Annotated in this window: 24 protein-coding genes; 17 read left to right on the top strand and 7 right to left on the bottom strand. The window is 71.2% G+C overall.

The window, feature by feature from the left end:
- Positions 1 to 42: 42 nt before the first annotated feature.
- The 7 genes from VFZ20_RS25370 to VFZ20_RS25340 form a co-directional block, all read right to left on the bottom strand.
- A complete protein-coding gene (locus VFZ20_RS25370) occupies positions 43 to 666 on the bottom strand; it encodes an outer membrane beta-barrel protein (RefSeq protein WP_329686757.1) in 624 nt (207 codons plus the stop codon).
- Between the two features lie 156 nt (positions 667 to 822).
- Entirely contained in the window at positions 823 to 1,392 is a 570-nt protein-coding gene (locus VFZ20_RS25365) for a hypothetical protein (protein ID WP_329686756.1), read from the bottom strand.
- 191 nt (positions 1,393 to 1,583) lie between these two features.
- Positions 1,584 to 2,252: an outer membrane beta-barrel protein gene (locus VFZ20_RS25360; protein ID WP_329686755.1), complete on the bottom strand. Its 669-nt coding sequence runs from the start codon at positions 2,250 to 2,252 to the stop codon at positions 1,584 to 1,586.
- A 141-nt stretch (positions 2,253 to 2,393) separates the two neighbouring features.
- Positions 2,394 to 2,993, bottom strand: a complete 600-nt coding sequence (locus VFZ20_RS25355) for a hypothetical protein (protein ID WP_329686754.1) — start codon at positions 2,991 to 2,993, stop codon at positions 2,394 to 2,396.
- A gap of 244 nt (positions 2,994 to 3,237) precedes the next feature.
- A complete protein-coding gene (locus VFZ20_RS25350; RefSeq protein WP_329686753.1) occupies positions 3,238 to 4,278 on the bottom strand; it encodes an ATP-dependent DNA ligase in 1,041 nt (346 codons plus the stop codon).
- A complete protein-coding gene (ligD, locus tag VFZ20_RS25345; RefSeq protein ID WP_329686752.1) occupies positions 4,275 to 5,306 on the bottom strand; it encodes a non-homologous end-joining DNA ligase in 1,032 nt (343 codons plus the stop codon). Before ligD ends, VFZ20_RS25350 begins: the two co-directional genes overlap by 4 nt.
- Entirely contained in the window at positions 5,303 to 5,938 is a 636-nt protein-coding gene (locus VFZ20_RS25340; protein ID WP_329686751.1) for a hypothetical protein, read from the bottom strand. Before VFZ20_RS25340 ends, ligD begins: the two co-directional genes overlap by 4 nt.
- A gap of 247 nt (positions 5,939 to 6,185) precedes the next feature.
- On the opposite strand from VFZ20_RS25340, the gene VFZ20_RS25335 reads away from it, so the two are divergent.
- The 17 genes from VFZ20_RS25335 to VFZ20_RS25255 all read left to right on the top strand — a co-directional run bounded on the left by VFZ20_RS25335 (position 6,186) and on the right by VFZ20_RS25255 (position 20,087).
- Positions 6,186 to 6,479 (top strand): type II toxin-antitoxin system RelE/ParE family toxin, encoded by a 294-nt coding sequence (locus VFZ20_RS25335; RefSeq protein WP_329686750.1) that lies wholly within the window; start codon positions 6,186 to 6,188, stop codon positions 6,477 to 6,479.
- Positions 6,480 to 6,507: 28 nt separating this feature from the next.
- Positions 6,508 to 6,882, top strand: coding sequence for a HigA family addiction module antitoxin (locus VFZ20_RS25330; RefSeq protein ID WP_329686749.1), 375 nt, complete (start codon positions 6,508 to 6,510; stop codon positions 6,880 to 6,882).
- 125 nt (positions 6,883 to 7,007) lie between these two features.
- Positions 7,008 to 7,193 carry a hypothetical protein gene (locus tag VFZ20_RS25325; RefSeq protein ID WP_329686748.1) on the top strand — a complete coding sequence of 62 codons (186 nt, stop codon included), beginning with the start codon at positions 7,008 to 7,010 and terminating at the stop codon, positions 7,191 to 7,193.
- A gap of 17 nt (positions 7,194 to 7,210) precedes the next feature.
- A complete protein-coding gene (locus tag VFZ20_RS25320; RefSeq protein ID WP_329686747.1) occupies positions 7,211 to 9,862 on the top strand; it encodes a M1 family aminopeptidase in 2,652 nt (883 codons plus the stop codon).
- A 20-nt stretch (positions 9,863 to 9,882) separates the two neighbouring features.
- A complete protein-coding gene (locus tag VFZ20_RS25315) occupies positions 9,883 to 10,464 on the top strand; it encodes a hypothetical protein (RefSeq protein WP_329686746.1) in 582 nt (193 codons plus the stop codon).
- Between the two features lie 7 nt (positions 10,465 to 10,471).
- Complete coding sequence (locus tag VFZ20_RS25310) at positions 10,472 to 11,461, top strand: polysaccharide deacetylase family protein (RefSeq protein ID WP_329686745.1); 990 nt, start codon at positions 10,472 to 10,474, stop codon at positions 11,459 to 11,461.
- 80 nt (positions 11,462 to 11,541) lie between these two features.
- Positions 11,542 to 11,781: a DUF433 domain-containing protein gene (locus tag VFZ20_RS25305; RefSeq protein ID WP_329686744.1), complete on the top strand. Its 240-nt coding sequence runs from the start codon at positions 11,542 to 11,544 to the stop codon at positions 11,779 to 11,781.
- On the top strand, positions 11,781 to 12,146 hold the full coding sequence (locus VFZ20_RS25300) for a DUF5615 family PIN-like protein (RefSeq protein ID WP_329686743.1): 366 nt from the start codon (positions 11,781 to 11,783) through the stop codon (positions 12,144 to 12,146). Before VFZ20_RS25305 ends, VFZ20_RS25300 begins: the two co-directional genes overlap by 1 nt.
- Before the next feature lie 156 nt (positions 12,147 to 12,302).
- The gene (locus VFZ20_RS25295; protein WP_329686742.1) at positions 12,303 to 12,761 is read left to right on the top strand and encodes a YqaA family protein; all 459 of its coding nucleotides are present in this window, start codon (positions 12,303 to 12,305) and stop codon (positions 12,759 to 12,761) included.
- Between the two features lie 184 nt (positions 12,762 to 12,945).
- Entirely contained in the window at positions 12,946 to 14,157 is a 1,212-nt protein-coding gene (gene bioF / locus VFZ20_RS25290) for an 8-amino-7-oxononanoate synthase (RefSeq protein WP_329686741.1), read from the top strand.
- A gap of 60 nt (positions 14,158 to 14,217) precedes the next feature.
- On the top strand, positions 14,218 to 15,828 hold the full coding sequence (locus VFZ20_RS25285) for an N-acetylmuramoyl-L-alanine amidase (RefSeq protein ID WP_329686740.1): 1,611 nt from the start codon (positions 14,218 to 14,220) through the stop codon (positions 15,826 to 15,828).
- On the top strand, positions 15,828 to 16,811 hold the full coding sequence (locus VFZ20_RS25280; RefSeq protein ID WP_329686739.1) for an NAD(P)H-quinone oxidoreductase: 984 nt from the start codon (positions 15,828 to 15,830) through the stop codon (positions 16,809 to 16,811). The genes VFZ20_RS25285 and VFZ20_RS25280 overlap by 1 nt, the downstream gene beginning before the upstream one ends.
- Before the next feature lie 172 nt (positions 16,812 to 16,983).
- A complete protein-coding gene (locus VFZ20_RS25275) occupies positions 16,984 to 17,463 on the top strand; it encodes a hypothetical protein (RefSeq protein WP_329686738.1) in 480 nt (159 codons plus the stop codon).
- A gap of 82 nt (positions 17,464 to 17,545) precedes the next feature.
- Positions 17,546 to 18,085, top strand: a complete 540-nt coding sequence (locus VFZ20_RS25270) for an acyl-CoA thioesterase (protein WP_329686737.1) — start codon at positions 17,546 to 17,548, stop codon at positions 18,083 to 18,085.
- Between the two features lie 205 nt (positions 18,086 to 18,290).
- On the top strand, positions 18,291 to 18,461 hold the full coding sequence (locus VFZ20_RS25265; RefSeq protein WP_329686736.1) for a hypothetical protein: 171 nt from the start codon (positions 18,291 to 18,293) through the stop codon (positions 18,459 to 18,461).
- 10 nt (positions 18,462 to 18,471) lie between these two features.
- On the top strand, positions 18,472 to 19,095 hold the full coding sequence (locus tag VFZ20_RS25260) for a hypothetical protein (protein ID WP_329686735.1): 624 nt from the start codon (positions 18,472 to 18,474) through the stop codon (positions 19,093 to 19,095).
- A gap of 143 nt (positions 19,096 to 19,238) precedes the next feature.
- The gene (locus VFZ20_RS25255) at positions 19,239 to 20,087 is read left to right on the top strand and encodes a hypothetical protein (RefSeq protein ID WP_329686734.1); all 849 of its coding nucleotides are present in this window, start codon (positions 19,239 to 19,241) and stop codon (positions 20,085 to 20,087) included.
- The last annotated feature ends 36 nt before the right edge of the window (positions 20,088 to 20,123 follow it).

Raw genomic sequence — 20,123 nt, 5'->3', positions numbered from 1 at the left:
CTCTGCTGCCCCTGCTCCCTCTGCGTGAGAAAGCAGTTGGGGTCAGGGATGCCAGCTCACGCCCAGCTGCACGCGCGACGTGGTGAAGGCCGTCACGTCCTCAGAGCCCAGCTCCTCGTCCTCGTCGTCGATGGTGACCTGCGTGAACGCGCCCTGCGTGGCCTGCAGCCCCAGGTCCAGCGCCAGCTTGGGCGAGAAGAAGTACTGCAGGCCCCCGCCGACGGTAAGGCCGCCGCCGGAGATGATCTGGTCCACGTCCTCGCCCACCAGCTCGTACGTCTCGGCGGCCGCGATGCCCGTGAACGCCGCGTTGATGTACGGGCGCAGCTTGAGGCCCGTGTGGCCAAAGTTCACCCGCACGCCCAGGTCGCCGTGCACCAGGTCGTACGTGTCGTCGGGCGCGCTGGTCACGTCCTCGTCGTACTCGACGGCGGCCGCGTCCACGTTGAGGTACAGGATGATGCGGTCGTTGAACCCGTAGCCGATAGCCAGGCCGCCACCGCCGCCCGTCTCCGCCTCGGTGCCCTCGCCCAGGGGGGTGATGCCGTTGCCCGCCAGGTGCAGGTTGAGCATGAAGCCGCTGTTGTCCGACGCCTGCGCGCTGGCGCCGCCGGCGGAAAGCAGGGCGCCCGCCACCAGGGCGGAAAGGCCGATGGTACGCTTCATCTTTATCTCCTGTGATGGATTCGTTCGGAAACTGCTGTCGCGGCCGGCACGCGCCGTGTGTGCGCCGCCGCCCGGGAGGCGGCGGCGGTCGCAAGACGAAAATGCCTGCTCCCGGGTTTCAGCCCGCCCGGGCGCGGGACCCCGCGGGGAGGAACGTCAGAAGCCGAAGCGCGCGCCCACGTCCACCCGCAGGTACTCCACGTTCACCTTGCCGTCGGCCACGGCGTCGTCGTCGAAGCCGTAGCGCGTCCAGCTCACCCCGGGCGTGAGCGACACGCCGGGCGTGAGCCGAAAGCGCAGCCCGCCGCCCACCTCCACGCCGTTGCCGCTGTCGCCGCCCAGGGTAAGGCCGCCCGCCTCCAGCTCGTGCCGCAGCACACCGGCGCGGATCCACGGGTCGATGGGGACGAACGGCGTGGGGACGGACACCCGCACGCCGCCGGACCAGCCCTGGTCGGTGATGACGCTGCCCTCGGCGCCGCCGTCGCGGTCGAACTCCACCCGCTGCCACGACCCGTACACGCTGACGAACGGCAGCGCGCCCACGGTGATGGAAAGCTCGGTGGAGTAGCCCCCGTCGGCGGGGACGTCGGCCGTGAAGGCGTCGCGCGGCTGCACGATGCCGCCGCGGGCCTCGATGGCCAGCTGGGCATGCGCGGCGGGGGCGAGCGCCGCGGCGCCGGCCAGGGCGGCGGCGACGGCAAGAATGCGATGCGTGCTGCGCATGTTCGTCTGCTCAGGTGCGATAAGCGTGGCGTCCCGCCGCGCCGGCGGAGGGACGGTCCGGGAGAAGGCATTCCGGGTGCCGAACGGCGGGTCGTTGTCCCGCAACAACTTAGCTGAAAGCGGGCTCCGGCCGCCGCCCTCCAGGGAGGACAGCGGCCGGTGTCATTCCGCGACGGTCCGCGGAGGGCGCGTCAGGGGCGGAACTCCAGTCCCACCTCGATGCTGGCGTAGGTCAGGTCGCTTTCCCCCGAGACCTCGAACTCGCCGCTGTCGTCGCCGAACCGCGGCTCGTACGACGTGTACGACGCGCCCAGCGAGGCCGACAGGCGGGGGCCCAGGGGCAGCAGCAGCCCGGCGCCGGCCTGCCAGCCCAGCGACCAGTCGCTGTCCAGCTCATCCGGGTCCAGGATCCCGCCGATGGCGTCTTCCAGGTCGTCAGAGAGCTGCACGTCGGCGCGGTGGTACACCAGGCCGCCGCGCAGGAACGCCGATCCGCCGCCCGCGGGCACCATGGCGCGCAGGCCGGCATCGAAGCCCGTGTCGTCGATGTCGATGGACGCGTCGTCGATCCCCAGCGCCTCCAGCTCCGCCTCCAGGTCGCCCAGGTCCGTGGGGAACCGCGTAAAGCTGTAGCCGCCGTAGACCGACAGCACGGGGGTGACCTGGAAGTGGCCGGCCACGCTGCCGCCCCACCCCGTCTCCACCCCCGAGCCGGTCTCGTCCTCCTCGCCAAAGTCGCCCGTGGGGTACGCCGCGCGCCCGCGCACCTCCAGGCTGAACGGCGACGCCGGCACCTGCGCCGCCGCGGGAGCCGCCGCCAGCACCAGCGCCGCCAGGGTCATCATCGTCTTGCCCGTCATCCGGTCCAATCTCCGTGGTTCTGGATCATTCCGTCCGCGCAGGCTTCGCGCGGCTGATACTATCAAACGTTTCAGCCCACAAAACAAGAACCGCCGGGCGCGCCTCGAGAGCGCGCCCGGCGGTTTTCCGTCCGTCGGCGATCAGATGCGGATGCCGAAGCGGATGCCGAGCTCCGGGTCGAACCCGTCGATGAAGTAGTGGCGCACCTCGCCACCCACCGAGAACATGCCCAGGCCCACCATGATGCCGCCGCGCGCGCCGAACTCCGTCTCCGTGTCGTCGTCGCCGTTGAAGATCACCAGCTGCGGGTTGACGTACGGGTGAACCGACACGCTCGGCGTGCCGAAGTTGCCGCCGAAGCCGATGCCGATGGGGATGATCTGGCCGCTGTCGTCCTCGTCGCTGAACTGCACCTCGACGTTCGGGCACACCGACACCGCGGGCCCGATCATGGCGCCCAGCGAAGCCACCTCGAACGCCGCGCCCACGTGGAACACGTTGACGTCGCTGTCGTCCACGCCCTCGAGCGAGCGGACGTTCAGGCCGCCGTACACGCCCAGCGGGCCGCTGGCGTTGTAGTTGGCTTCCACGCCGAAGGAGTCGATGTCCTCCGGGAAGTCCGCGCGGCCGCCGAAGTAGAATCCGCGGTCGCTGGACGGGAAGCCGGCGCAGATCTGCGCCTGGGCGGTGCCGGCCAGGGCAAAGGTGGCCGCGGCCGCGAAAAGCATTGCCTTCTTCATCGCTCGTTCTCTTTTGAACGGGTGACGCGCGCGGGAGCACCGCGCGCTGCCGGAAGGGGTTCCGGTTGGGGCAGGAATATGCAGGCCGCCCCGCGGGGCGTCAAACGCATTCTGCCTCCCATTGGTTTCACTCGGCCCGCATCCGGCTCATCTGCTACCACGCAAACGGCCCCGGATCAACGGGTTGGACAACTCGCGCCGATTCCTTTGTTCCGCGCGGATCGGGCCACGACGATGGCACGGATCAGCCCTGCAGCATCCGCAGCGACGAGCGGCCGGCCGGGCCCAGCTGGGCGTAGGTGCACTGCGCGGGCGCCTTGTCGGGCCGCCAGCGCACGAAGCGGGTGCCGTGGCGAAAGCGGCCGCCCGTGAACGCGTCGTATCCCACCTCCACGACGAGCTTCGGCGCCAGCGGCTCCCACTCCGTGCTGCGCGGGTTCATGGCGCTCCACCGGCTGGGCCCGCCCGGCGCGTTGCCCGTGAACCCGGGCGCCTGCTTGAGCGCCTCCAGCCGGGGCGTGAGCTCCCGCCGCTCCTCGCGGGAGATAGCGGAGCAGAATCCCACGTGGTGCAGCAGCCCGTCGTCGCCGTACAGCCCCAGCAGCAGCGAGCCGACGATGGGCTCCTTTTGCGCGTAGCGAAACCCGCCCACCACGCAGTCCACCGTGCGCACGTTCTTGACCTTGACCATCCCCGTGCGCTCGCCGGAGAGGTAGGGCAGGTCCAGCCGCTTGGCCATCACGCCGTCCAGCCCCTTCTCCCCCCGCTCCAGCCACCCCGCCGCCCGCTGGAGGTCCGCCGTGGCGGGGGAGAGCCGGACGGGGTCGCCGGCGGGAAAGAACTGCCCCGCGAACGCCTCCAGCTTTTCCCGCCGTTCTGCCAGGGGCCGGGCCGTCAGCGGTCCGCCGCGCGGCCCCAGCAGCAGGTCGAACGCCACGACGAGCGCAGGATGCGCGGCGGCCAGCTTTTGCACGCGGCTGGCGGCGGGGTGCAGGCGCAGCTGCAGCTCCTCGAACGAGAGCGTGTCGCCCACGGGGATGACGATCTCGCCGTCCAGCACGAATCGCCGGGCCGACAGCGACTTGAGCGCGTCGACGACGTCGGGGAAGTAGCGGCCCAGGGGCTTGCCGGCCTTGGAGCGCAGGTCCACCTCGTCGCCGTCGCGAAAGGCCAGGCAGCGAAAGCCGTCCCACTTGGGCTCGTACTGCCAGCCCTCGCCGGACGGAAGCGCGTCCGCCTGCTCGCTTTCCGCCGGCGGGTAGTCGATGGGAAGGGGCAGGTTCACAGCAGCTCGCCCAGGTTGAAGCGGCCGCGCTTCGCCAGGACGGGCTTCCACAGGTCGCCCGTCTTGCGGATGCGGGCCGGCGCGTTCAGCAGGGTAAAGTCCTCCAGCTCCACGCCGTTCTCCACTTCCTCCCAGGTCACGGGCATGGAGACGGTGGCGCCGGGCTTGGCCCGCACGGAGTAGATGGACGACAGCGTGCGCCCCCACGCGTTCTGGTTGTAGTCCACCAGCACGCGCCCGTGCGGCCGCTTCGCCACGCGGTACTCGGCCGTGACGAGCCTGGGATCCAGCTTTTCCATCACCCGCGCGAACTCCTTGGCAAAGCTCCACACCTGCTTTTGCGTGGGCCCGCGGACGATGGGCACGTAGACGTGGATGCCGGACGAGCCCGTGGTCTTGGCGTACGACTTCATCCCCAGGCGCCGCAGGTTGTCGCGCACCATCAGCGCCGTCTCGCGCACGCGGGCAAAGTCCGCCCCCTCCACGGGGTCCAGGTCAAAGTGCAGGAAGTCGGGCCGGTCGGTGTCGTCGCAGCGCGCGTACCAGGGGTTCAGGTCGATGCATCCCAGGTTCACCACCCACAGCAGCGACGCCAGGTTCTGCACCATGGGAAAGTCGATCACGCTCTTGCTGGCGTGCTCGATGGAGCAGGTCTTCAGCCACGCCGGCGCGTTCTCGGGCGTGCGCTTCATGAAGAAGAAGGGGCCCTTCCACCCGTTGGGGTACCGCTTCATCACCATGGCCCGATCGACGAGGTGGGGAAGCAGGTACGGCGCCACCTCCACGTAGTAACGCAGCAGGTCGCCCTTGGTGATGCCCAGCTCCGGCCAGAACGGCTTGTCGAGGTTGGTGAGCCGCACGGATCGCCCGCCCACGCGCACCTCGCACTGCTTTCCCCCGCGGGGGATGATGTCCGGCGATGCGTCCGTCTCCGGCACGTTCGGCGCGGCGGGCTTGCGGCGGGCCGGCTTTTTGGCGGCGGACGGGGCGCGGGTGGATGCGGACTGCGAGGCGGCGCGGGGCGTCACGGGCCCTCCTTCCACGAGCGGGGTTGCAGCCTGGGCGGACGCTTTCCCTTGCGGACGGCGCCCAGCACGGGCGCGTACTCCAGCTCCGGTCCGTCCGCCGCGGCGCGCAGCATCAGGCCGCCGCGGCTCATGTCGCCGCGGCCCACGAAGTCGGTCGGAAAGAGCAGGCGTTCGCCGTAGATCCGGGTCAGCACGTCCACGTATTTGTCGCTGGCGATGCTTCCCAGCAGCACGTAGCACGTCCCGGGCCCGGCCGCCTCGTCCAGCGCCCGCGCGTGCTGCTCCAGCGGACCGCGGTAGCGCGCGTTGTCCACCGCCACCTCGCCCTGTTCCGCGAACTCGCGCAGCACGTCCAGGGTGATGTGCGACTCCGGCGGCACCAGCCCCCGCGTGGGCGTGATGACCAGCGCGCCCGGCAGTCCGGGCGGCGGCGCGGAGAACGCGTTCACGTACGCGACCTTGCCGCGAAAGTACAGCCCGCTCAGGAACGCGAACACCTCGCCCAGCGGCGCGCCGCCCGGCGAGCGCAGCCGCTGCGCCAGGGAGAACTGCGCGCCCTCGCGCATGACCATCTGCCCGCGCTTGCCGCCGCTGAACGCGGGGCTCATCAGGAAAATCTTGGGAGTGCTCATGGGCCGCGCGCGGGCGCAGAACGCGTGCCGGACCGTGTACGGCGTCCACTTGAGGACAGCGGGCGGACGGAGTTTGTAACAGCCATTGCGCGAAATCCCGGGTCCGTGCAGCATTCCGGCGCCGCTGTCCACGGCGCACTCTAATTGACACGTATAACGTTATCCGTTATACATCCGGGAGCATGGTTTCGTGGGCGGCGGCACCGGTCTAAGGCACCTGCCGTCCACCCGAGCCCCGCGAACACGAATGATCGTCTCGTTCAAGGACCAGGGATCGCGCGACATCTGGGAGCTGAAGGACACCCGCGCGGCGCGAAGAACGTGTCCGCAATCCCTGTGGCCGGCTGCGCTGGCCAAGCTCAACCTTGTGAACCGTGCAACGGACGTCGAAGACCTGCGCACGCCGCCCGGAAACCGGCTGGAGCAGCTCAAGGGCAACCGGCGCGGGGAGCACAGCATCCGGATCAACGGCCAGTACCGCATCTGCTTTGCCTGGACGTCGGCCGGCCCCGCGCTCGTCGAGATCGTGGATTATCACTGACCCGCACCCGAGCTCTCCTGGAGGAGCCATGGAGTTCATCAAGCTCGCCGTCCGGCTGCCGGCCCACCGCCGGCCCACGCATCCCGGCGAGATGCTGCTGGAAGAGTTCCTCAAGCCGATGGGAATCACGCAGACGGAGCTGGCCGGGCGCATCGGCGTTTCCTATGTCCGCGTCAATGAGCTGGTGCACGGAAAGCGCCGGCTGACGCCAGATACGGCCCTGCGCCTGTCGCGGCTCTTCGGGAACTCCGTCGAGTTCTGGCTCAACGGCCAGCTGGAGTGCGACATGTGGGAGGCCCTGCACTCGCCCGCCATGGCGGAGATCGAGAAGATCGAGCCGCTGCAGTGGGACCACACCATCCCCGAGGAAGGGGACGACGTGGAGGCGATGGCCGCGGACTGAGCCCGATCCATCCTTCATCGGCTGTCCAGTACGCGCGCGGCTCCGCTTGTCCGGCGGGGCGGCGCGCGTCTACCTTCCCCGGCGTATCCCCCGCCCGCCATCCGCATCCCGCCCGGAGGCCCGCCATGGCCGCGTTCCGCATCCGTCCGCAGTCGCCGCGCGGCGCCACGCTGGCGCTTTCCGTGCTCCTGTGGCTGGTAGGCGCGCTGGAGATGCTGGCGGGCGTGGACCTGCCGTACGACGCCGGCCGGTGGGCGCTGCTGCTGGGCGGCGCGCTGCTCATCCTGGGCTGCCTGATGCGCGGGCTGTGACCCCGAAGGACCTGTAGATGACGATCGACTCTCGTGCCCTGCTCCTTTCCGCCGTCCTCGTGTGCGCCGCGCTGGCGCGGGTGCCCGCCGTGAGCGCGCAGGCGCCCCGCGTGCCCGCCGCGGACGAGCTGATGCAGCCCGGCGTGTCGCTGGAGCTGGCCCGCCACCGCGCCGCCACCCTGCGCGACGTGCGTTACCTGCTGGCGCTGGACGTGACGGAGGCGGACACCGCCCGCGGCAACGTGACGGCCACGTTCCACCGCGCCACGGGCGCCGGCGACCTGGTGATGGACTTTCGCGGTCCGTCCCTGAGCTTCGTGACGGTGAACGGCGCGGCGGTGGAAGACGCGGAGTGGCGCAACGGACACCTGCGCATTCCCGCGCGGCACCTGCGGGACGGCGAGAACCAGGTGGCGGCGTCGTTCACGGCGCGCATCGCGGCGGCGGGAAGCAGCATCATCCGCTTCAGCGACGCCACGGACGGGGGCACCTACCTCTACACGCTGCTCGTCCCCGCCGACGCCAACCAGCTGTTCCCCTCGTTCGACCAGCCGGACCTCAAGGCGCGCTTTCGCTACCACATCACGGCCCCGAGCGCGTGGCAGGTGCTGGCGAACGGTCCCGGCCGGCGCGAGGAGCACGGCGGCGAGACGATGTGGATCTTCGACGAGACGGAGCCCATCAGCACGTACCTGGCGGCGTTCGCGGCGGGGCCGTGGCGCACGTGGAGCTCGGACGAGGGCGGCCGGCCCATCACCCTCTACGCCCGCGCCAGCCGCGCCGACGAGGTGGACGCGGACACGCTGATCACCGTCAACCGCCGCGCCATCCAGTGGCTGGAGCGCTACTTCGGCGTCAACTTTCCGTTCACCAAGTACGACATGCTGCTGGCGCCCGCGTTTCCGTTCGGCGGGATGGAGCACGTGGGGGCCGTGTTCTACAACGAGAACACGTTCATCTTTCGAGAGGCGCCCACGCTGGGGCAGCAGATCAGCCGCAAGAGCACCATCTACCACGAGGTGGCGCACCAGTGGTTTGGCGACCTGGTGACCATGGTGTGGTTCGACGACCTGTGGCTCAAGGAGGGCTTCAGCACGTACATGGCGGCGCGGATGCAGGACGAGCTGGACCCGGGCAGCGAGGCCTGGAAGACTTTCTACCTGCGCAACAAGCCCCTGGCCTACGCCACGGACCAGACGGGCGGCACCACGCCCGTGTGGCAGTCGCTGCCCAACCTGGACTTGGCCAAGAGCAACTACGGCCCCATCGTCTACAACAAGGCGCCGGCCATCCTCAAGCAGCTGGAGGCCATCGTCGGCGACTCGGCGTTCCGCGCGGGGCTCACGCTCTTTCTGCGGCGCCACGCGTACGCCAACGCCACCTGGCGCGACCTGCTCGCGGCGCTGGAGGAATCGTCCGGCGTGGACCTCACCGCGTTCGGCGAGCAGTACATCCTGCGGGCGGGAATGCCGGTGGTGGAGACGGACCTGCGGGTGCGCGACGGGCGCATCGAGCGGCTCACGCTGCGCCAACGCCCCGCGCGGCCCATGCCGGACGACCCGGGCGGATATTGGCCCATCCACGTGCAGGTTCGGCTGTCGTACGGCGACCGCGAGGACGTCGTGCTCCCCGTGAGCGGCGCGGCGGAGGTGATGGAGGTGGCCGCCGCGCGCGGGCTGCCGGCGCCGGACTACGTGTGGAGCAACGAGGGCGACTACGGCTACGGGCTGTTCCTGCTGGACGCGCGCAGCCGTGAGTACGTGGCCGGGCACGTGGGCCAGGAGACGGACGGCCTGCGCCGCGCCATGCTGTGGGGCGCCCTGTGGGACGAGGTGCGCGAGGGGCGGATGGATCCCGCGCGCTACGCCCGCATCGCCCTGCGCGAGCTGCCGCGCGAGCGCGACGAGCAGATCGCCTCGCTCAACATGGGCCGGGCGTGGACGGCCCTCGCGTCGTACCTGCCGGAGGAACGCGCGCGGCCGCTGCTGGCGGACTGGGAGCGGCTGCTGCTGGCCCGCGCGGACGACGCCGCGCTCACGTACGGCGCGCGCAAGGCCGCGCTGGACATGCTGGTGGGCACGGCGCGCACGGACGCGGGGCAGGCGCTGCTGCGCGAGTACCTGGCCGGCACCCGCACGTTCAACGGCGAGGCCGTCAAGCAGCCCACGCGCTGGTCCATCGTGGAGCAGCTGGTGGCGCTGGGCGCGGCGGACCCGCAGGCGCTCATCGCCGCGGAGAGCGCCCGCGACAGCACGCCGGACGCGGGACGCCGCGCGTACATCGCCGGGGCGGCCGTCCCCGCGGCGGACGTAAAGGCGGCGTACTTTGGCCGGTTCCTGGACGATCCCGGCCTCAACGAGGACTGGGTGACGGCCGCGCTGGGCAACTTCAACGCGCCGCGCCACGCGGCGCTAACCCTGCGCTACCTGCGCCCGTCGCTGGACCGGCTGGAGTGGGTGCGCGACAACCGCCGCATCTTCTTCCTCCCCCGCTGGATCAGCGCGTTCGTGGGCGGGCACACGGGCCCGGAGGCGCTGGCCATGGTAGACCGCTTCCTGGCGGAGAACCCGGAGCTCCCCGCGGACATCCGCCGCAAGGTGCTGCAGTCGCGCGACGAGCTGGAGCGGACGGTGCGCATCCGTGCCGCGGCGGCGCAGGGGGAGCGGTGAACATGCGCGAAGGACACGCGATGCGAACGCTGATCCGATCCGCCGCGCTGCTCCTCGTGCTCTCCGCCTGCGCAGCGGGTGGACAGCCGGGCGGCGAGCCATCCGTCCCGGCGCCGGCGGACGAACGGGGCGCCATCTACGCGGTGCTGCTGGATTCCATGCGGCACCACGCACCGGGGGTGGCGCTCAAGCACCGGTACGTCCAGGTGGAAACCGTGCCTCCCGCGCGCCAGATCGGCTACGACCACCTGATGCGCGAGGTGCCGGAAGCGACGCCGGACCTGATCGCGGCATTCCAGGCCGCCGCGGAACAGCCCGCCGACGTCCGCGCGCTCGTCGGCCGTGGGGAGGTAGAGTGGATTAGGCGCGACAGCCTCGCCCAGGTCATGCGAGCGGTCACGGCACCCGAGCTGCCGCGGGCCGCGAACCTCTCGACCACACGCTTCTCCCCGATCGGGATGAGCCCGGACGGACGGCGGGCGCTGGTGTACGTCTACTACTGGTGCGGCGGCCTGTGCGCGGACCAGCATTGGGCGCTGCTGGAGCGACAGCCGGACGGGCGGTGGACGCTGCGCCGCACGCTGCTCACCATCATCTCCTGAGATCGGCATGCCCACTCCGCGCATCGTTTCCATTGCCGTCGCCCTCGTCATCGCCGGTGTGATCGGCGGCGCGCCGGCCGCCGCCCAGCAGGCCGGGCGGGCGGTGGCCGTCACCTTCGACGACCTGCCGGGCATCACGCAGGGAGACCGCTCGGTCGCGGGGCACGCGCGCATCACGGAGGCGCTGCTGCGTCGCATCGCCGAGCACCGCGTGCCCGCCATCGGCTTCGTGAACGAGGACAAGCTGCGGACGGACGGGCGGGTGGACCCGCGGCGCGTGGACCTGCTGCGCCGCTGGACGAGCGCGGGGCTGGAGCTGGGCAACCACGCCTACTCGCACATGGATCTGCACGCCAACCCGGTGGAGGCCTTCATCGCGGACGTGGCGCGCGGCGACAGCGTGACACGCCTCGTGCTGGCGGATGCGGGAACGCGGCCACGCTTCTTTCGCCACCCGTTCCTGCACACGGGGCGTACGCCGGAGGACCGGCGGCGGTTCGAGACATGGCTGGCGGAGCGCGGGTACCGCGTGGCGCCGGTGACCATCGACAACAGCGACTACATCTTCGCCGCCGCGTACGACCTGGCGCCCGCCGACTCCCTCCGCCGCGTGGCGGACGAGTACATCCGCTACATGGAGGCGACGGCGGAGTACTACGAGCAGCAGTCGCGCGCGCTCTTTGGCCGCGAGATCGCGCAGGTGCTGCTTCTGCACGCCAACAACCTGAACGCCGACCACTTCGGCCGTCTGGCGGAGATGTACGCGCGGCGCGGCTACGTGTTCGTCCCGCTGGAGCAGGCGCTGCGGGACCCGGCGTACGCGTCGGAGGACACGTACACGGGGCCGGCCGGCATCACCTGGATCCACCGCTGGGCGCTCACGCAGGGCAAGCGCGGCGCCTTCTTCGCCGGCGAGCCGGAGGTGCCCGCGTGGGTCACGGACCTCGCCCGCCCGCAGGAGAACCCGCGCATGCAGCAGCAGCCCCCAGGCCGATGATGGTGAAGTGAGCCTTATGCTTGCGCCACATGGAAAAGATGATGATCGTTGGTGATCCCATCTGAACAAGAGGTGTTGTCATGGACTGGCGAGACTACATCCACGCGGATCCCGCGATCCTGACCGGCAAACCCGTCGTGCGGGGCACCCGGTTGGGAGTCGAGTTTCTCCTGGAGCTGTTCGCGTCCGGCTGGAGCCACCAGCAGGTGCTTGAAGCGTATCCTCACCTGACGCCAGAGGCATTGCGGGCTGTGTTCGCGTTCGCCGCCGAGGCCATGCAGGAGGAATCATTTTACGCGGTGTCGGTCGGCTCCCGCTGATGCGGTTTCTGGCGGATGAGAACATTCCATTGCCGATGGTCCACCTGCTTCGCGAAGCAGGGCTGGACGTCGAGTCGATTGCGGAACTGAACCCGGGCATACCCGACGAACAGGTGCTGGCGCACGCGCGGTCGTACGGGCAGATCCTCATCACGTTCGACCGCGATTTCGGCGAGCTCGTCTATCATCGTGGAGCCCCTGTACCGGCTGGCATCGTTTATCTCCGATTTCCACGTTTCGATCTGGCGCTGTTCGCCAGCACGGTAATCGAGCTCGCCCAGAGAGCCGAGATTTCTCTCGAGTCCCGTTTTACGGTCGTGGATTCCGACAAGGTACGGCAGCGCCCGCTTCTGCGAGTCGAATAAGGCAGCACTCAAATGGGCGCCACCCACGGTCATCAGCGAGCGAATCCTGGCGGGGGCGCGTTCCGTATCCCCATGCGCGGGTGTAGATTGCATCCGTCATTCTGCCGGCGCGGCCCCGGGCCGGTCGGTGCAGCCTCCTGATCCGCCGTCAATCGGATGTCGCTTCTCGCCGTCTGGCTCACCACGTTCGGCGTTGCCGTGCTCAGCGCGGTCATTCCCCTCATCAACATCGAGATCTACCTGCTGGGTGCGTCGGCGCTGGCCCCGCGGGAGATGGTGATTCCGCTGGTGATCGCGGGCACGCTGGGCCAGGTGATCGGCAAGATCGCGCTGTACTACGCGGGCAGCGGCGCGCTCAAGATTCCCGGCAAGCGCCTGCAGGCCGCCCTGCAGAAGATGAACACGCAGATGCAGGAGCGCCCGCGCATGGGCGGCGCCCTCGTGTTCGTCAGCGCCACGCTGGGGCTGCCGCCCTACTACGTCGTCACCCTGGCCGCCGGCGCCGCGAAGATGAACCTGCCGATGTTCCTGGGCGTGAGCCTGATCGGCCGGCTCATCCGCTTCGCCATCGTCGTCGCCGTGCCGCAGCTGGCGCGCGAGGTGGTGCCGCACTGAACGGCGAGTGCGTTAGTGCGGAAGTGACGGCGGCGGGGTAGATTGGCCGGCGATCGCGAGATATCCGCACCATCCGGAATGGACCGTTGCAGCCGCTGACCCGCATCCACCACGGATCGACCGCCCCGCAGGCCCTGCTCGCCGAGCGGGGCCTTCGTGTTGCGCCCTCCGGAGTCGATTGCCAATGAGACCGGACGGTCGCACACCGCTCGACGTGGACCTTGAGCAGCGGCTGGGGGAGCTGGAGCGCGCCGGGTTAAGGCGCGTGCTTCGTCCCGTGGAGCGGCGGACGGGCGCGGAGGTCGTGGTCAACGGACGATCCGCCATCGACTTCTCGTCCAACGACTACCTGGGGCTCGCGGCGGATCCGCGCCTCGCGGCCGCGGCGGCGCGCGCGCTGGAGGACGCGGGGACGGGCGCGGGCGCGGCACGGCTCATCTCCGGCAACCATCCGCTGCACGAGCGGCTGGAGCGGGAGGTCGCCGCGTTCAAGCAGGCACCCGCCGCGCTGCTGTTCGCCAGCGGATACGCCGCCAACACGGGCGCCATCCCCGCGCTGGTGGGCCGCGGCGACGCCGTCTACTCCGACGCGCTGAACCACGCGTCGCTCATCGACGGGTGCCGGCTTTCGCGGGCGGAATCGCGCGTCTTTCCGCACCTGGACGTGGACGCGCTGCACCGCATGCTGGCGGAGGATGAGGGACGGTTCGCGCGGCGGATGATCGTCGTCGACGCCGTCTTTTCCATGGACGGCGACCTGTTCCCGCTGGATCGCCTGGTAGAGGTCGCGCGCGGGCACGGGGCGTGGACGTACGTGGACGACGCGCACGGCACGGGCGTCCTGGGACCGAACGGTCGCGGCGCGGCGGAGCGGTTCGGCGTGGAGGACGCCTTCGACGTGCGGATGGGCACGCTGGGCAAGGCGCTGGGCACGGCCGGCGCCTTTGTCGCCGGGAGCGAGCGGCTGCGCGACTGGCTGATGAACCGCGCGCGGCCGTTCGTCTTTACCACGGGCACGCCCCCCGCCCTGGCCGCGGCGGCGATGGAGGCGCTGCGCATCGCCCGCGCGGAGCCGTGGCGGCGCGAGCGGCTGCGGGACAACGCGCGGCGGATGCGGGACGGCCTGGCCGCGCTCGGCTTCGAGGTGCCGGGGGAGGCGGACGGGCACATCGTCCCCGTGGTCCTGGGCGACGCGGAGCGGACGATGCGCGTGGACGCGGCGCTGCGGGCGCGCGGATTTCTCGTGGGCGCCGTGCGCCCCCCGACGGTGCCGCCGGGCGGGTCGCGGCTGCGCATCACGCTCAGCGCGGCGCACACGGCGAAGCAGATCGACGGGCTGCTGGACGCGCTCCGGACGGAGTTGCCCGCACCTTGCAGTAGGGCCGGCGCAACGTGATCCGCGCGGGGGAGTGGAACGCTCCCCCGCTTTTCTCACCCGTCCGTACGCCGAGCCGTGATGCAACGCACCGTCGCAGCTTTCGCGCTGCTGCCGCTCTCGCTGGCCGCATGCGGCCCGACCGCCTCGCCGTCCACCGGCCCCGGGCCTTCCGACACGCTGCGCATCGGTGGGGCGCGACCGGGCACGGGGGCCATCGAGCGGCTGGTCTACCAGCCCGTGAGCCCCGCGCTGCCGGCCATCCCCGCGGCCAACGGGGCGCTGGCCATCCGCGTGATCGAGCCCACGAGCGGCTCCGCCCGGCCGCGGTCGCAGCGCACCATCATCTACGGCACCGTAGGCACGGGGCAGGCGGCGCTGGAGATCAACGGCACGGCCGTCCCCGTGGCCCCCAACGGCGCCTTCATCGCCTACCTGCCCACGCCGCAGGACGGCGCCTGGCGGCTGCGGGCCCAGCGCGGCGGCGAGGAGGTGACGCAGACGCTGGAGCACGCGCGCCCGTCCACGGGCGGCGGCGGATCGACGGGCGCCGCATCGCAGAACGCCGTCTACGCCACGGCGCGCGCGGGCACCGTCACGGGCGGCGCGGACACGCTGGCGACGGGCTCGGACGCCATCTACGCCCGGCCCACGCCCACGGGCACCTACCGCTGGTTCTTTCCCCGCGGCGCGCGCCTGTCCGTCGTGGAGCGCCGCGGCGACCAGTACCGCGTGCAGCTGGACCCGTCCACGGAGGCGTGGGTGGACGCGCGCAACCTGCAGGTGGCGGAGACGGGCGCGCCGCCCGCGCCGGGCGCCGTCACCGCGTCCACGACGCGCGCGGAGGGGTGGACGGACCTGCGGGTGCGCGCCGGCGGCCGACCGTTCCTGGTGGAAGTGACGCAGACGGGCGCCGTCGTCACCGTCTACGGCGCCACGGCGACCACCGTCAGCGGCGGGCAGGCCACGGGCGAGGCGGCCGGCGGCAGCGCGCGCATCACCGTGCCGACGGGCGGCATGCCGTGGGGGTACAAGGCGTGGTACGAGGGCAGCGGCGACCTCGTGGTCCGCGTGCGCCGCCCGCCCGCCATCGACGCGGCCAACCCGCTGCGGGGACGGCGGATCGTCATCGACCCCGGCCACCCGCCGGCGGGCGCCACGGGACCGACCGGTCTCTACGAGGGCGACGCGAACCTCGCCATCGCCCTCCCCCTGGCGGAGAAGCTGCGCGCGCGGGGCGCCGAGGTCATCCTCACCCGCACGGGGCGCGAGGGGCTCGTCAGCAGCACCAACTCGTCGCAGGAGCTGGGGGCCCGCGTGCGCCTGGCCGTGGAGCGCGACGCGGACCTGCTGATCTCCGTGCACAACAACGCGTTCGGCGAGGGGCAGGACCCCTTCCAGGCGCACGGGACGAGCGTGTACTACTTCCACCCCATGTCCGCCGGGCTGGCCCAGTCGCTGGACCGCGAGATCGTGGGCGTCACGCGCATCCGCGACATCGGCGCGCGGGAAAGCAACCTGGCGCTGGCGCGGCCCACGTGGATGCCCACGGCGCTCACCGAGTCGCTGTTCATGCCCATCCCCGAGCAGGAGGCCGCCCTGCGCGACCCCGCGTTCGTGGACCGGCTGGCGGACGCGCACGTGGCCGGCATCGAGGCGTTCCTGCGGTCGCGCGCGGGAGGCGGCCGCTGATGCGCGCGCTCGTCATCACCAAACCGGGCGGGCCCGAGGTGCTGCAGATGGAGGAGCGCCCCGTGCCCCAGCCCGGCCCGGGCGAGATCCGCGTGCGCGTGCACGCCAGCGCGCTCAACCGCGCGGACCTGCTGCAGCGCCGGGGCGCCTACCCCGCCCCGCCCGGCGCCCCGGCCGACATCCCCGGCCTGGAGTACGCGGGCGAGGTGGAGGCGGTGGGCGAGGGTGCCGGCCTGTGGGCGCCCGGCAACCGGGTGATGGGCATCGTAGGCGGCGGCGGCCACGCGGAGTACGTGGTCGTGCACGAGCGCGAGGCCATCCGCGTCCCGCAGAACCTGAGCTGGGAAGAGGCGGCCGCCGTCCCCGAGGCGTTCATGACGGCGTACGATGCCCTCTTTCGCCAGCTGGACTTGACGATGGGCGAGCGGCTCCTGGTCCTGGCGGTCGGCAGCGGCGTGGGGACGGCGGCCGTGCAGCTGGCCAGCGCGGCGGGCGCCACCGTCATCGGCACGTCGCGCAGCGCGGCCAAGCTCAAGCGCGCACAGAGCGAGCTGGGGCTGGAGATCGGCGTCGATACGTCCAGGGAGGACCTTGCCGAGGCCGTGAACCAGGCCACCTACGGCAGCGGGGTGCACGCGGTGCTGGACCTCGTCGGCGGCAAGCTGCTGGAGACGTCGCTGCGGGTGGTGGCGCTCCGCGGCCGCGTGGTGGTCGTGGGGACGACGGGCGGAAGCAAGGTGGAGGTAGACCTGGGGCTGCTGCTGCGGCGCCGCATCCACCTCTTTGGCACGGTGCTGCGCTCGCGGCCGCTGGAGGAGAAGATCGCGCTGGCCCGCGAGTTCTCCAACGCGGTGCTGCCGCTGGTCTCATCCGCCCGCATCCGCCCCATCGTGGACAGCACGTTCCCGTTCGACCACGTCCGCGCCGCGCACGAGCGGATGGAGGAGAACGCCAGCTTCGGCAAGATCGTGCTGACGTGGTGAAGGGCGTGCGTGAGTGCGTGAGTGCGTGAGTGCGTGAGTGCGTGAGTGCGTGAGTGCTGATCGCAGAATGAGCCGCATCCTCACACGGAATCAACGGTAACGGATCAACAGCCGTTGATTCCGTGTGAGACGTCTGTCCTTCCCGCCTGGCCTTTTCCCTCCGCTGGCCCCCATGAACGAGCCCCAGCCGCTGCCGCTCTGGTTCATCCCCCTGTTCCCGCTGCTCTTTGCCGGGATGTGGCTGGGGATCTGCGCGCTGCTCGCGTCCATCGGCGGATGGCACGGGCTGGGCGCGCGCTTTCGCGAGCCGCCGAACGCACCGCGGCCCACGGCACGGGCGTTCTGGACGACGAGCCTGCGGATGTCCGCCGGGCTGCCCGTGGACTACCGCAGCTGCGTCATCCTGCGCCTGGGAGACGCGGGCATCCACCTTCGCACGTGGATCCTCTTCCGCTTTCTCCATCCGCCCCTGCTGATCCCCTGGGCGGAGGTGGAATCGTGCACGCCCGGCCGCCACTTCCTGCGCCGCGCGGTGATGGTGCGGCTGCGGGGGACGGATACCAGCATCCGCATCTACGGCGGGCCGGGCGCGGCGGTGGAGGAGGGATGGCGGCGATACCAGGCCTGGGCCGCGCGCTCCGGCGCGGCGTGACGGGCGGGGCTTCCCCTCGCCCGCCGCATCCGCCATCTTGCGCGCCCCATTCCTGACGATCCAAGAACGTGACAGCAGAACGATGACGAGCCGCATCCGCCCCGTGGAGATCTACCTCAACACGCCGCCGCCGGACCCCGAGACGCCGCGGCCCGTGCGCGAGTCGCAGGTGACCTTCGCGGACCTGGCAGAGCCGCAGAGCCAGAACGTGGCGGGCACGCTGTTCGGTGGGGTGCTGCTGGGGTTCATCGACCGCGCGGCCGCGTTCTGCGCCATGAAGCACGCCGGGCGGCCCGTGGTGACCAAGAGCTTCGACGCGGTGGAGTTCAACGAGCCCATCTTCATCGGCGAGCTGGTGGTGGCGCACGCGTCCGTCAACTTCACGGGCCACACCAGCATGGAGATCGGCGTGAAGGTGCTGGCGCAGAACCCCATCACGGGGATGGAGCGCCACACCAACACCTGCTACGCCACCTTCGTGGCCCTGGACGAGAACGGCCGCCCCGCGCGCGTGCCCCCCGTGCTCCCCGAGACGGACGACGAAAAGCGCCGCTTCGAGGCCGGCCAGCGCCGCCGCGACGAGCGCCTGGCCCGCCGCCGCGCCAAGAAGCCGAACGGGTGAGTGAAAGCCCGCGTCGGCCGATGGTGCAGGCGATGATGCGGGTCTTTCCGGAAGCCGCCACCAAGCGGTAAAACGGGCCCCCGGTGGCGCGCGAGTGAGCGCCGCCGACCCCATCGCGCCAGCGTCAGGACCGGTTTCTTTTCTCCCTTTTCTCCAGCGGGAAAGCGGGTTATCGTTGATCCCGAACCGCGAGCCAGGAGGAAAGATGAAGCGGCAGATGCGTACGGTAATCCGGACCGGCGAAACGGGCCGGCTCAAGCGCGAAGAGGTCCGGGCGGTCATCATCGCCATTCGGGACGGGCTCCCCATGCCCAAGGTCACCCCGATCAGCGAGGCAAAGCCGCACCCCGCGCGATCCAGGGCCCGCGGCCGCTGAGCCCATCGCCATGGCGCCGGCCGAATACGATCGGAGCGTGTTCCTGAACTGCCCGTTCGACGAGGAATACCAGCCGATCCTTCACGCGCTCGTGTTCGTCATCCAGGACTGCGGGTTCAAGGCACGCTCCGCGCTGGAGGCGGAGAACGGCGGAGAGGTACGGATCGAGAAGATCAACCGCATCATCCGGGAGTGCCGGCACGGCATCCACGACATCTCCCGGACGGAGCCCGATGGCCTGAACAAGCTGCCCCGGTTCAACATGCCCCTTGAGTTGGGGCTTTTTCTTGGTGCCCGCGCGTTCGGCGCAAAGGCGCAGCGCGAAAAGAACTGCCTGATCCTGGACCGGGAGCCGTACCGGTACCAGAAGTTCTGCTCCGACATCGCCGGACAGGACATCCAGGCCCACGGCACCCACCCGGACCGGGTCATCCGCGCGGTGCGCAACTGGCTGGCGTCGGCCCTGGGCCCGTCCGTGCTGCTGCCGGGCGCGCGAAAGGTGGCCGAGCGCTACGCCGCGTTCCAGGAGGCGCTTCCCGTCTCCTGCGCCAACTGGCACCTGGACGTGCGCGAGCTGCGGTTCCTGGAGATTCGCGCCCTCGCGCAGGAATGGGTGGGCGAGAATCCCCCCTGATCCGCCTGCCCCGCACGCACCTGCGCTTCGCGTCCCGCGCCGGCTTGCCCGCAAGCCCAAGCAGGAGCGCGCCTTGCAATCCGTGCGGCATCCTGGGGCACGAAGGTGCGAAACTTCACATCATCCCGACGATCCATAGCCTGATGCGCGACACGCTTTCCGCGTTGCTCCCCAACCCGTGGCTCACCATCGAGCCGCTGTACCCGGGCGGCTTCTTTCCCCCCGTGCGGCCCCTGCCGCCGGCGGCTGCCACGGACGCGCTGTCCGAGCGGCTGCGCGAGGCCGCCCAGGCGCGGAGGCGGATGGACTGGCCCGCGGCGCGTGTGGCCGCGGAGCACGCGGCCGCGCTGGCGCTGGAGGCCGGGCGCGCGGAGTGCGAGTCGTGCGCGAGCCTGGAGCTGGCGGCCACGGAGCTGCTGGCCGGGGAAGTCGATGCGGCGGAGCGCGTGTACCGGCTGATGGAGGGCGCCGCGGAGGTCCCGCGGCTGCGCGCGGCGCTGGGGCTGGCCGTCTGCACGGGCGTGCGCGGCGACTGGGCGGGGGCGCTGGAGGCGATGGATGCCGCCGCGGCCGGCACAACCCCGGACGACGCGGACCTGGCCCTGCTGCTGGCCAACCGCGCGGCGGCGTTCCTGGCGCTGGGCAAGCTGCGGCGGGCGGAGGACGAGGCGGCGGAGGCGCTGCGGGCGGGCCGCCGGCGCAAGGACGAGACGCTGACGGCGGTGGGCGGGTTCGCGCTGGCGCTGGCGCACCTGGCCCGCGGCCGGCGCGGCGACGCGCGGACGCGGCTGTCGGAGGCCGTCCGCGGCTTTCACCGCGTGGGCGACGTGCTGCGCCAGGTGCAGGCCCATCACCTGCTGGGCGAGATCGCGTACGACGGAGAGGACCCCATCCGCGCCGGCTCGCACTACCGCGACGCGCTTGGCTTGGCCCGCCTGGCTGGCGCCGTGGACGCCGTCGAGCTGCTGATGCTCCGCTTCGAGCACCGCTGAAAAGACGAGTGCAAAAGTGCGAAGTGCGAGAGTGCG

The organism is Longimicrobium sp. (assembly GCF_036280135.1).
Classification (GTDB): Bacteria; Gemmatimonadota; Gemmatimonadetes; order Longimicrobiales; family Longimicrobiaceae; genus Longimicrobium.
Note: the sequence above shows the minus strand (reverse complement) of the source record. Positions and strands in the feature narration are given on the sequence as shown.

Coding starts and splice junctions, on each gene's coding strand:
- VFZ20_RS25370 (WP_329686757.1), bottom strand. CDS start 666: ATGAAGCGTACCATCGGCCTTTCCGCCCTGGTGGCGGGCGCCCTGCTT.
- VFZ20_RS25365 (WP_329686756.1), bottom strand. CDS start 1,392: ATGCGCAGCACGCATCGCATTCTTGCCGTCGCCGCCGCCCTGGCCGGC.
- VFZ20_RS25360 (WP_329686755.1), bottom strand. CDS start 2,252: ATGACGGGCAAGACGATGATGACCCTGGCGGCGCTGGTGCTGGCGGCG.
- VFZ20_RS25355 (WP_329686754.1), bottom strand. CDS start 2,993: ATGAAGAAGGCAATGCTTTTCGCGGCCGCGGCCACCTTTGCCCTGGCC.
- VFZ20_RS25340 (WP_329686751.1), bottom strand. CDS start 5,938: ATGAGCACTCCCAAGATTTTCCTGATGAGCCCCGCGTTCAGCGGCGGC.
- VFZ20_RS25335 (WP_329686750.1), top strand. CDS start 6,186: ATGATCGTCTCGTTCAAGGACCAGGGATCGCGCGACATCTGGGAGCTG.
- VFZ20_RS25330 (WP_329686749.1), top strand. CDS start 6,508: ATGGAGTTCATCAAGCTCGCCGTCCGGCTGCCGGCCCACCGCCGGCCC.
- VFZ20_RS25325 (WP_329686748.1), top strand. CDS start 7,008: ATGGCCGCGTTCCGCATCCGTCCGCAGTCGCCGCGCGGCGCCACGCTG.
- VFZ20_RS25320 (WP_329686747.1), top strand. CDS start 7,211: ATGACGATCGACTCTCGTGCCCTGCTCCTTTCCGCCGTCCTCGTGTGC.
- VFZ20_RS25315 (WP_329686746.1), top strand. CDS start 9,883: ATGCGAACGCTGATCCGATCCGCCGCGCTGCTCCTCGTGCTCTCCGCC.
- VFZ20_RS25310 (WP_329686745.1), top strand. CDS start 10,472: ATGCCCACTCCGCGCATCGTTTCCATTGCCGTCGCCCTCGTCATCGCC.
- VFZ20_RS25305 (WP_329686744.1), top strand. CDS start 11,542: ATGGACTGGCGAGACTACATCCACGCGGATCCCGCGATCCTGACCGGC.
- VFZ20_RS25300 (WP_329686743.1), top strand. CDS start 11,781: ATGCGGTTTCTGGCGGATGAGAACATTCCATTGCCGATGGTCCACCTG.
- VFZ20_RS25295 (WP_329686742.1), top strand. CDS start 12,303: ATGTCGCTTCTCGCCGTCTGGCTCACCACGTTCGGCGTTGCCGTGCTC.
- bioF (WP_329686741.1), top strand. CDS start 12,946: ATGAGACCGGACGGTCGCACACCGCTCGACGTGGACCTTGAGCAGCGG.
- VFZ20_RS25285 (WP_329686740.1), top strand. CDS start 14,218: ATGCAACGCACCGTCGCAGCTTTCGCGCTGCTGCCGCTCTCGCTGGCC.
- VFZ20_RS25280 (WP_329686739.1), top strand. CDS start 15,828: ATGCGCGCGCTCGTCATCACCAAACCGGGCGGGCCCGAGGTGCTGCAG.
- VFZ20_RS25275 (WP_329686738.1), top strand. CDS start 16,984: ATGAACGAGCCCCAGCCGCTGCCGCTCTGGTTCATCCCCCTGTTCCCG.
- VFZ20_RS25270 (WP_329686737.1), top strand. CDS start 17,546: ATGACGAGCCGCATCCGCCCCGTGGAGATCTACCTCAACACGCCGCCG.
- VFZ20_RS25265 (WP_329686736.1), top strand. CDS start 18,291: ATGAAGCGGCAGATGCGTACGGTAATCCGGACCGGCGAAACGGGCCGG.
- VFZ20_RS25260 (WP_329686735.1), top strand. CDS start 18,472: ATGGCGCCGGCCGAATACGATCGGAGCGTGTTCCTGAACTGCCCGTTC.
- VFZ20_RS25255 (WP_329686734.1), top strand. CDS start 19,239: ATGCGCGACACGCTTTCCGCGTTGCTCCCCAACCCGTGGCTCACCATC.